The sequence below is a fragment of the Helicobacter muridarum genome (assembly GCF_000765805.2).
GTDB lineage: Bacteria > Campylobacterota > Campylobacteria > Campylobacterales > Helicobacteraceae > Helicobacter_A > Helicobacter_A muridarum.
Genome location: NZ_JRPD02000037.1, coordinates 1 through 9,546 on the forward strand (window position 1 = coordinate 1; position 9,546 = coordinate 9,546).

General features: G+C 34.4%; 10 protein-coding genes. 8 read left to right on the plus strand and 2 right to left on the minus strand.

Annotated features, from left to right (window positions below):
• Window positions 1-528 precede the first annotated feature (528 nt).
• Complete coding sequence (locus tag LS73_RS09220; protein ID WP_052089995.1) at window positions 529-1,395, plus strand: DNA-processing protein DprA; 867 nt, start codon at window positions 529-531, stop codon at window positions 1,393-1,395.
• Window positions 1,396-1,489: 94 nt separating this feature from the next.
• Here LS73_RS09220 and yaaA read toward each other — a convergent pair whose 3' ends face one another.
• Window positions 1,490-2,323 (minus strand): peroxide stress protein YaaA, encoded by an 834-nt coding sequence (yaaA, locus tag LS73_RS09225; protein WP_034559640.1) that lies wholly within the window; start codon window positions 2,321-2,323, stop codon window positions 1,490-1,492.
• 394 nt (window positions 2,324-2,717) lie between these two features.
• Between yaaA and pxpA the strand changes: the two genes are divergently transcribed.
• From pxpA to LS73_RS09250, 5 genes are all read left to right on the plus strand, one after another.
• Window positions 2,718-3,491 (plus strand): 5-oxoprolinase subunit PxpA, encoded by a 774-nt coding sequence (pxpA, locus tag LS73_RS09230; RefSeq protein WP_034559642.1) that lies wholly within the window; start codon window positions 2,718-2,720, stop codon window positions 3,489-3,491.
• 29 nt (window positions 3,492-3,520) lie between these two features.
• Window positions 3,521-3,754, plus strand: coding sequence for an acetyl-CoA carboxylase (locus LS73_RS09235; protein ID WP_034559644.1), 234 nt, complete (start codon window positions 3,521-3,523; stop codon window positions 3,752-3,754).
• A 101-nt stretch (window positions 3,755-3,855) separates the two neighbouring features.
• Entirely contained in the window at window positions 3,856-5,226 is a 1,371-nt protein-coding gene (locus LS73_RS09240) for an acetyl-CoA carboxylase biotin carboxylase subunit (protein ID WP_034559646.1), read from the plus strand.
• Between the two features lie 12 nt (window positions 5,227-5,238).
• Window positions 5,239-6,135, plus strand: coding sequence for a 5-oxoprolinase subunit B family protein (locus LS73_RS09245; RefSeq protein WP_034559648.1), 897 nt, complete (start codon window positions 5,239-5,241; stop codon window positions 6,133-6,135).
• A complete protein-coding gene (locus LS73_RS09250; protein ID WP_034559650.1) occupies window positions 6,128-7,105 on the plus strand; it encodes a 5-oxoprolinase subunit C family protein in 978 nt (325 codons plus the stop codon). The genes LS73_RS09245 and LS73_RS09250 overlap by 8 nt, the downstream gene beginning before the upstream one ends.
• Before the next feature lie 246 nt (window positions 7,106-7,351).
• Here the strand turns inward: LS73_RS09250 and LS73_RS09255 are convergent, their stop codons facing one another.
• Window positions 7,352-7,588 carry an RNA recognition motif domain-containing protein gene (locus LS73_RS09255; RefSeq protein WP_034559653.1) on the minus strand — a complete coding sequence of 79 codons (237 nt, stop codon included), beginning with the start codon at window positions 7,586-7,588 and terminating at the stop codon, window positions 7,352-7,354.
• A gap of 171 nt (window positions 7,589-7,759) precedes the next feature.
• Here LS73_RS09255 and LS73_RS09260 point away from each other — a divergent pair, with 171 nt between their 5' ends.
• Both LS73_RS09260 and LS73_RS09265 read left to right on the plus strand, forming a co-directional pair.
• On the plus strand, window positions 7,760-9,007 hold the full coding sequence (locus tag LS73_RS09260) for an LL-diaminopimelate aminotransferase (RefSeq protein ID WP_052089996.1): 1,248 nt from the start codon (window positions 7,760-7,762) through the stop codon (window positions 9,005-9,007).
• Between the two features lie 365 nt (window positions 9,008-9,372).
• Window positions 9,373-9,546: flagellin N-terminal helical domain-containing protein (locus LS73_RS09265; RefSeq protein ID WP_459562227.1), on the plus strand; the 174-nt coding region annotated here is incomplete at its 3' end.

A 9,546-nucleotide genomic window follows, 5' to 3' on the forward strand; every position in this document is an offset into this window, starting at 1 on the left:
AAACAATCATGTTATAGATTCTAATTTAACTAACATCTTGTCATGATTTAGGTTATATTTAGCATTTGCATTATTCTTAGGCAAAGACAAAGAATCTTTGTTTAGTCATATTTAGCTAACTTCTATCATCTTATCATGATTTAGCTTGTGAATCTATTTTGTTATATTAAACCATTACCTAGTGATATTGAATCGCTACTTTGTTATACTGAAAGAATTTGAAGCATCTCTTTTAGAATCCTTTAGAGATTCTTAGCTTTCTTTAAAAATCTAAGACATGGCAAAAAGAAGATTCAAAATGAAAAAGGAGAAAATATTCCTAGCTTTGCTCAAGGTTAGAATGAAAAGGGAGAGATTCAGGGCTACAGAGGCAAAATTTATAAAATCCTCTTTATTTAACCTTCATCAATGAGTGCTAATTGCCGTTCTTTGATTTGGAACGACCTCACAAACGTTAATGATTATAGTGTAATCATGCTTATCAAATGCTAGAATTCATAATTCTAAACAAGACTTTGGAGAGTTTGTATGTTCTTTGACACCTTACAATTAAGGGAGATTTTTAGCCCCAAGCAAATGAAATCCCTGTTATGTCTCAAAGATATAGCAAAACAATATAATCTATCAGGCAAACATATTTATAAGGATTTTCGTGGCGTTTTTGCTGTTGGAAATTTAGACTTACTGAAAAGCCCCATTATTGCAATCATTGGCACAAGATCGCCCAATCAATACTCTAAACATTATACTGCAATGTTATCGCGCAAGCTGTCTAAAAAAGGTTTTGCAATTATTAGCGGCGGTGCTATTGGCACGGACTGTATAGCACATCAAAATAGCGATAAAAATAGCATCTTGGTTTCTCCTGTTGGGCTAAATCAGGTCTATCCAAAGCAAAATAAGAATTTGTTTGAAAAAATTCGTTCCAGTGGCTTGCTTCTAAGTGAGTATGAGGATAACGAAACGCCAAGAGCGCATCAATTCTTAGAACGCAATAGAATCATTATAGCTTTAAGTGATGTAGTCATTATCCCGCAAGCTGATTTGCAAAGTGGTTCTAGCTCGTCTGCTAGGCTCTGCGTGGCATTAAATAAGCCATTATTTACTCTGCCGCACAGAATGAATGAAAGCTTGGGTACACAAGAGTTATTGCATTCTAGAAAAGCTGATGCTATATATAATTTGGAGTTTTTTGTTAATCATATATATCAAGAATATAGTCCCAATAAAAAAGACGAGATTAGAAAAGATAATCCAAAAGCAGATATGCTATTAGAGTTTGCAGGCAATAATGGATTATTCTTAGAGGCATTGCAAAGATTTGGCGACATTGTATTTGAATATGAATTGCAAGGAAAGATTCGGCGCAATGGGCTGCATATTGAGCTTGTGTAATTTTGGGATTTGTTTTTGGATTTCAAAGTAATATACTTATTAGTTAGTATTGTTGATTGGTTTTAAGTATCCTAAAATATAATCCTTAAAGAATCTAGCATTTAATCTCATATTGTAAGATTTGCATATTTGCTTTTTCCTTGCATGCCATAAAGCATATTTCAGCACTATTAAGATTTAACAAAAATTCCATAATATCACTTTTGCTAACATTATCAAGTTTGCTTAAATGCAAACTAATAAGCCTTAGAATCTTACCACGATAAAGCTTTGCATAATGACTAATAGTCTTACCGTTTTTATAGAATTCAAAAAATAAATGCAAGCAATCCTTAGGAGACCATATTTTTGCATATATATTAGCCCGCAAGTCGATAATAACTTCATTTTGTATAGATTCTAATATGGATATAAAAGGATTATAGACTTCTTTTAGACTAAGCTTATATAATTTGCTGCCCTGTTTTAATTTATAGAATGGAATCATATCAGAGGCACGGATAGCACCAAAGAGATTACTAAATATCAATACATTATTCAAGATGATATTTTTTGCATTTTGTGGCAGATTTGAATAATCTAAGCCTTGAAAGGCTACTCCAGCGTAGCGGTATATAGCAGGCATAAGATATTGTGTATGTTTATTGTGTCTAGATAGTATGGTGCTAATCTCATATTCAATCTTGCTATTAGATTGCTTTGCTCCATATAGATCTATTAAGATTTTGCAATCCATAGAATTTTTTATTTGTTGGATATACTTTATATAAATTTCATATATATTTCTTCTATGTGGTTCAATTTCATCATTTTTCCAAAGATGAGATAAAAAACTAGATGAGTTGTAATTTTGTATATTTGTGAGGTTGTATTCTTTTGATTCTAGAATCTTTTCTTCGCTAGGGCTTAATAAAATGTTATAAGACATGCTTTCTTCTTTTATGTTTGTTTTATCTGCTAATTATACTAGTTATCATTTTATTATGAGTAACAAATAAACTCTAGTATAATATTAGTGTTTATATAAGTAACTTATTAAAATTTTAATTTGTAATATTATTAAGTATATTAATTATCTAGTTTTTATATATCAAATATTTTTATTTGTATGTTACTTTTATACACATTTAATTTTTTATTTTTATTTTATATTTTGTAATTAGTTATTGAATAAAAATTATATATTTTTATATTATTTCTAATAAATAAAGAAGTATTTATCACATATATAAAATTTTTGTCTTATTTTTGAATATATTGCTTAATTAATTTGATACCATGTTTTATACAAGTAGTTGTAAATTAATAATTAAGGTATATTGATGAAGACGCAAATTGATCTTAATAGCGATATGGGTGAGTGCTTTGGTGCTTGGATTATTGGTGATGGAGTTGATGATGATATTATGCCGCTTATTAGTAGTTGCAATATCGCAGCTGGATTCCATGCTAGTGATCCAAACATTATGCGACATTCTGTACAGCAGGCAATCAAGAATAATGTAGCCATTGGTGTGCATCCAGGTTTTCGTGATTTAGTTGGATTTGGCAGGAGGCATATAGTCGCAAAGGCTGATGAGTTAGTGAATGATTGTATTTATCAGTTGGGTGCATTGCGTGAATTTATTAATCTTGAAGGTGGCAAATTGCACCATTTTAAACCACATGGATCGTTATACATTCATGCCTCAAAAGATAGGGAGTTTTCGGAGTTGCTTATAAAGACTTTGCAAAAGATTGATTCCAAACTACCTATTTATTGTATGCAAGGTACTGTTACTTGCGATGTTGCAAGGGAACTAAAGCAACCCTATGTCCGAGAGTTTTATGGCGATAGGGATTATGGAGATGATGGTCATCTTGTTATGGTTCGTAGAGCTAGGGCATATACGTCAGATGAGGTAGCTAATAAGGTTTTACAGGCGTGTAAAGAGGGCACGGTGGTGTCTGTTACAGGAAAAACTATTGAGGTAGATTTTGATTCTGTATGTATTCATAGCGATACAGCGGGTGCGTTGTCGTTAATCCAGGCTACAAGGGATTTACTAGTGAAAAATGGCATCACTATTACGAAACCAGTAGTTCATAACGCTTAGAAATATAAATTAACAATAAGGAAAATATTATGGCAGAAGTTTTAAGTCCAATACCAGGAACATTTTATCGTAAACCAAATCCAGATGCAGCACCATTTGTAGAAATAGGAAGTGAAGTAAATGAGGATACTACTGTGTGCCTAGTAGAAGTGATGAAAACATTTAATGAGATTAAGGCAGGGGCAAAAGGCAAGATCGTAGACATTAAAGCAGAAAACGAACAGTTTGTTAATCCGGGAGATGTCTTATTCGTGATTGAATAGTGTATAACTAATGATTTATCTTGTATGAATTTCATGTGATTTGTAGTTTGCATACGTGAGCATCTACAATAGTATCGTAATGCTAAAAAGGAGTAAGCTTTATGTATAAGCCTAGAAGAATACGCAAGGTTTTAATAGCCAATCGTGGTGAGATTGCCGTAAGAATCATTCAAGCCGCTCATGAGCTAGATATGCAAGCAGTAGCAATTTATACTGATGCAGACAAAGGGAATCTCGCTTCACAACTTGCCGATTATTCTATTTATATTGGAGAGAGCCTGGCACATAAGAGTTATCTTGATATGGATAAGGTTATTGAGGCAGCCAAGAAAGCAAATGTTGATGCAATACATCCAGGATATGGATTCTTAAGTGAGAATGCAGAATTTGCGCGAAAAGTGGCAGAGGCTGGAATCATATTTGTTGGACCAAGTGATAATATTATTAAAACAATGGGGGACAAAGCCCAAGCAATTTTAAAAGCAAAGGAAGCTGGAGTTCCAACCATTCCGGGAAGTAAGGTTATTGATAATGTAGAGGATGCGATTCTAGAAGCCAAACGAATAGGCTATCCTGTGGTGATTAAAGCAATAGCAGGTGGAGGAGGAAAGGGTATTCGAGTAGTCCCTGATTCTGAACAATTAAGAGTTCAGTTTGATATAGCTAGCTCTGAAGCCAAAGCAGCATTTGGCAATGGTGGCTTATATCTTGAGGCATATCTTCCTAAGGCAAGGCATATTGAAGTGCAGGTTTTAGGCGATGGAGAGAATGTAATCCATCTCTATGATAGAGAATGCTCATTACAAAGAAGAAGACAGAAAATCGTAGAAGAAGCACCAAGTCCAACTCTTAATAATAAAGTTCGCGAAGAGCTATGCCAAAGTGCTTTAAGACTTGCAAAGCTTGTTAACTATAAGGGTGCTGGGACACTAGAGTTCTTATATGATGAGGAAAGAAGTGGCTTTTATTTCCTTGAAATGAATACTAGAATCCAAGTCGAACATGCAATTACTGAAATGATTACAGGTGTAGATTTGGTGCGCGAGATGTTGCGCATTGCTGATGGTGAACCTTTACGTCTTAAACAAGAAGATATTAAAATTAGAGGCAGCTCTATTGAGATTCGTATTAATGCAGAGGATCCTGAAAATAATTTTTTCCCTAGTCCAGGTAAGATTAGTGAAGTTTTCTATCCTACAGGTGCTGGAGTCCGTGTTGATACTATGTTGTTTAATGGTAGGGTGGTCCCGCCATTTTATGACTCTTTGGTAGCAAAGCTGATTGTTTATGATGAAGATAGAGGAATGGCTATTTCAAGGATGAATCGTGCTTTACGGCAGGTTAGAATCGATGGAATTAAAACTACATTGCCTCTTTTTAAAGATTTATTTCAAGATTGTGATGTAGTAAAAGGCAATTATCATATTAATTTTTTGGAATCTTGGATGGCAAGTAAAAATACTAATAAATAAGTGAGGATAATTATGTTTAGATATACCTTTGGCGGAGATGAATTTCTCTATGTTGAGGTTAGTGAAGATGGGATGAGTTTAGAGGCATTCTTTCAAGCTATGGCTATTTGCAGTAAGCTAAAGGAGCGCAATATTGATGGTATTACAGAGATTTGTCCTGCTAATGCCTCTTTTATGATTCGGTTTAATCCAGATATTTTGCATTATAAAAAAGCACTTGATATTCTTAAGGAGCTAGAAGAGGAGATTAGTGTTAGTAATGCAGAGATTGAAACTAGAATCATAGAGTTTCCTGTTTGGTATCAAGATTCATATACTCATGAGACCTTAATGAGATTTAGAAACAACCATCAAGTTCGTGCTAAAGATTCTGATTTTGATCCAAATACAACTGACATTGAGTATGCGGCTAAGATTAATGGTTTTGATTCTGTGCAAAGTTTTATTAAATCTCATTCGGAAAATCCTTGGTTTGTGAGTATGATAGGCTTTGTTGCAGGACTTCCTTGGTTGTATCAGCTTGTTGAAAGGCAGAAACAAATTGAAGTGCCAAAATATCTTATTGCACGTACAGATACCCCTAAGCTTACAATCGGGCATGGTGGTTGCTTTGGTTGTATTTATGCTGTGAGAGGTGGAGGCGGTTATCAAATGATGGGTATTACTCCGGCTCCTGTATGGGATCCAGAGCAGAGACTTTCTTATTTTAAGGATTCTATGGTGTTTTTAAATCCCGGAGATATTATTAAATTCTCTCCATGTGATGAGGGCGCATATAATAAGGCGGCTCGTGAGGTAGAAAATGGTTCATTTGCCTTAAAGGTTCGCAATGTAGTTTTTTCACTCAATGAATGGAAGAAAGACCCAATGCAATACAATAAACGGCTTTTGGAGGTGTTAAATGGCTAGTATTAAAGTAATTCAGCCCGGGCTTGCTACTTATGTTGAAGATTCTGGAAGATATGGTTATTATCATTTAGGTATACCCCCTGGAGGTGCTCTTGATCAGCTCTCTTTTAAGGCAGGCAATCTTTTACTAGGCAATGATGAAAATGCTGCAGCTCTTGAGATTTCACTCATGGGACCCATACTTGAGTTTAGCGAAAAAAGTTATGTTGTTATAACTGGGGCTGAGATGACGCCAATTGTAAATGGAGATAAAAGATCAACATATAGCGTAGTAGAGATTCCTGCTGGAGGTAAATTAAGCTTTGACTTTTTGCATGGTGGCGCAAGATCTTATATTTGTGTAAAAGGCGGTATTGATGTGCCCATTGTAATGAATTCTAGATCAACATATCCGCTTGGAGGCATAGGCGGATACAAGGGTAGAAAGCTTCAAGCCAATGATGAGTTGCTTATTGGTGGATTTGATAGCGCGCCAGAAGTTGGCAGAAGCCTTAGCGATGAGTTCAAAGTGTCCCTAAAGCCAGAAGAAACTCTGCGTGTGATTGTTGGGTTACAAGATTATAAGCTTACAGAGGAATCCTTGCAAGGTCTATTTGAAGATATTTTTGTTGTCTCAAGTGAGGCTGATAGAACAGGGTATCGTTTTAAAAATGGACGAAAGTTTAAATATAGGAATCTTCCACAGCCTTTTGGTGCTGGTAGCGATCCTAGCAATATTGCAGATGCATGCTATCCTGTTGGCTCTATGCAAGCACCGGGAGGAAATGAGCCTATTGTATTACTTCGCGATGCTCCAAGTGGTGGTGGGTTTGCTATGTATTGCACTGTGATTAGCTGTGATTTGGACAAGATGGGACAACTACCACCAAATCATAAAGTTAGATTTAAAAGCATTACTATGGAAGAGGCACTTCAAGCAAGAAAATTATATCAAGCAAGATTTTCCACTCTAAGGGAGAGTTTAAAATAAGGCTTTGAGCAATTTGTGTTATCAAATAGGTTACATAAAGATTCTATTTTATTGCATATTATTTTTAATTTGTATGTAATTTTGCTTGATATTGCCCAAATTTTCAAATTAGTCATTAAATCTCAATATCTATAATATCAAATTTAGAGCGGTATTATTATATTGCTTGGATTTAGGATTAATTGGTTTTTAGTATTACTTCTTAGCTAAATCTTTATTGTTTTATGCTTAATATAGCAATTTATTTTATTCTTTTTCTTTCTTTGCTAAGCCAACTCTTAGCGTTCGCCCTAAAAACATAAATTCGTTTAATGATTGAATAGCATATTCTGCATTATGTTGTTCCATTTCTATGAAAGCATAACATTTTTGCCTATTTTTGATAATTCGTATTGAAATCACATCACCATATTGCGCGAACAAATCCATAACCTGTTGCCATGATGCACTAAGACAAAGATTCCCAACATATATACTTTGCATATGTATCCTTGTAAGAATTTACGAATATTATACATTTTAATATGGATTCATAGATTAATTTAGGGACTAATAAAACTAACCCCATAATATTTGGTTAATTGTTGTGCATATAATTACAAAAAGCCATTCTAACAAGATAGAATAATCACATCTACTATAAAAGGATATAACATGTTTGATGAAATTTCATTTGGCAAGATTAATCGCTTGCCAAAGTACCTATTTAGCGCAATCAATGAAATTAAATTCAATATGAGGCAAAAGGGAGAAGATGTTATTGATTTTTCTATGGGTAATCCTGATGGCATGCCGCCACAGATTGTAATAGATAAATTATGCGAAAGCGCAAAAAAGCCAAAGAATCAAGGATATTCAGTTAGCAAGGGGATTTATAAGCTACGTTTGGGACTATGTGATTGGTATAAACGTAGGTTTAACGTAGATTTAGACCCTAATTTAGAAGTATGTGTGGGAATGGGAAGTAAAGAAGGCTATGTGCATTTGGTGCAAGCTATTACAAATGTTGGAGATTTTGCTATAGTTCCTGAACCAGCTTATCCAATTCACTATCATGCTTTTATCATTAATGGCGCAAATGTAAGCACCTTTCCCATTAAATATAATATGTTCTATGAGCTAGATGAAGCTGCATTTTTTGCCTCATTGCAAAAGTCTCTATACGAGAATTTTCCTAAGCCAAAGTTTGTAGTAGTTAATTTTCCACATAATCCAACAACTGTAGTGGTATATAAAAGCTTCTATGAGAAGTTAGTAGAGATTGCTAGAAGAGAGAGATTTTATATCATTAGTGATATTGCTTATGCGGAGCTAGGTTTTGGCGATTTCAAAACTACCAGCATTTTTGAGGTAGAGGGCGCAAAGGACGTGGCAGTAGAAACCTATACTCTAAGTAAGAGTTATAATATGGCTGGTTGGAGAATTGGTTTTGTATCAGGCAATAGACGCATTATAGAGGCTTTGCAAAAAATTAAGGGTTGGATTGATTATGGGATTTACACGCCAATGCAGGTTGCAGCTACAGTGGCCCTAAATGAATGCGATGATGAGGTATTAAGTGTAAGGGCTAAATATCAAAGTCGTATGGAAGTTATGATTGAATCTTTTGGCAATGCTGGTTGGGAATTGCAAATGCCAAAGGCTAGCATGTTTATTTGGGCTCGGATTCCAAAGCAGTGTGAGCATTTGGGTAGCCTGGAATTCTCTAAAAGGTTGCTAGAGGAGGCGAAAGTTGCTGTTAGTCCGGGTGCTGGGTTTGGCAATGCAGGCGATTCTTATGTTCGATTTGCGTTAATTGAAAATGAAAAAAGAATACGTCAAGCTGCTAAAAATGTTAAGCAATTTATGAAAAATATTCAACCTATAAATAACCCCTTATCGCTAAAAACAATAGCGCATTAATATCAATATTATCCCAAGTCAGCCTTGAATTATGGGTTGATTATAGCCAATATCATAATTTTGAATAAGGCGAAAATTTTCTTAGTTTGATTATTTCATTTGTGTTTCTACTAATACAAATGGATGCTTTTGCCTAAAGATTTTATTTCATAATCGATTTATTTTAATGATGATAATGTTGAGGAGTGATGTAAGATCATGTCTATATAGGCTTATTTGCACGCTCTATATGTTATATATAGGCAAATTTATTTTGTATTAGAATCTAAAATTTATATAAAACTTCAACAAAAAACCAAAAACTGCCGATTTAGTTTTCAACAAGACAAGAAAACTTAGAAGTAAATTATCTTAAGGAGACTAAGATGGCTTTCCAGGTCAATACCAACATAAATGCTATGAATGCACATGTCAATTCAGTTGTTACTCAAAGGAATCTTAAAGATTCTTTGGAAAAGTTAAGTTCAGGTTTGAGAATCAACAAAGCAGCAGATGATGCTTCAGGTATGACTATTGCAGATAGTTTGAGAAGTCAAGCT

What these genes read in the sequence shown, in the direction of transcription:
- LS73_RS09260 (WP_052089996.1), top strand. Translation starts at nt 7,760, where the DNA reads ATGTTTGATGAAATTTCATTTGGCAAGATTAATCGCTTGCCAAAGTAC.
- yaaA (WP_034559640.1), bottom strand. Translation starts at nt 2,323, where the DNA reads ATGTCTTATAACATTTTATTAAGCCCTAGCGAAGAAAAGATTCTAGAA.
- LS73_RS09245 (WP_034559648.1), top strand. Translation starts at nt 5,239, where the DNA reads ATGTTTAGATATACCTTTGGCGGAGATGAATTTCTCTATGTTGAGGTT.
- pxpA (WP_034559642.1), top strand. Translation starts at nt 2,718, where the DNA reads ATGAAGACGCAAATTGATCTTAATAGCGATATGGGTGAGTGCTTTGGT.
- LS73_RS09220 (WP_052089995.1), top strand. Translation starts at nt 529, where the DNA reads ATGTTCTTTGACACCTTACAATTAAGGGAGATTTTTAGCCCCAAGCAA.
- LS73_RS09235 (WP_034559644.1), top strand. Translation starts at nt 3,521, where the DNA reads ATGGCAGAAGTTTTAAGTCCAATACCAGGAACATTTTATCGTAAACCA.
- LS73_RS09240 (WP_034559646.1), top strand. Translation starts at nt 3,856, where the DNA reads ATGTATAAGCCTAGAAGAATACGCAAGGTTTTAATAGCCAATCGTGGT.
- LS73_RS09250 (WP_034559650.1), top strand. Translation starts at nt 6,128, where the DNA reads ATGGCTAGTATTAAAGTAATTCAGCCCGGGCTTGCTACTTATGTTGAA.
- LS73_RS09255 (WP_034559653.1), bottom strand. Translation starts at nt 7,588, where the DNA reads ATGCAAAGTATATATGTTGGGAATCTTTGTCTTAGTGCATCATGGCAA.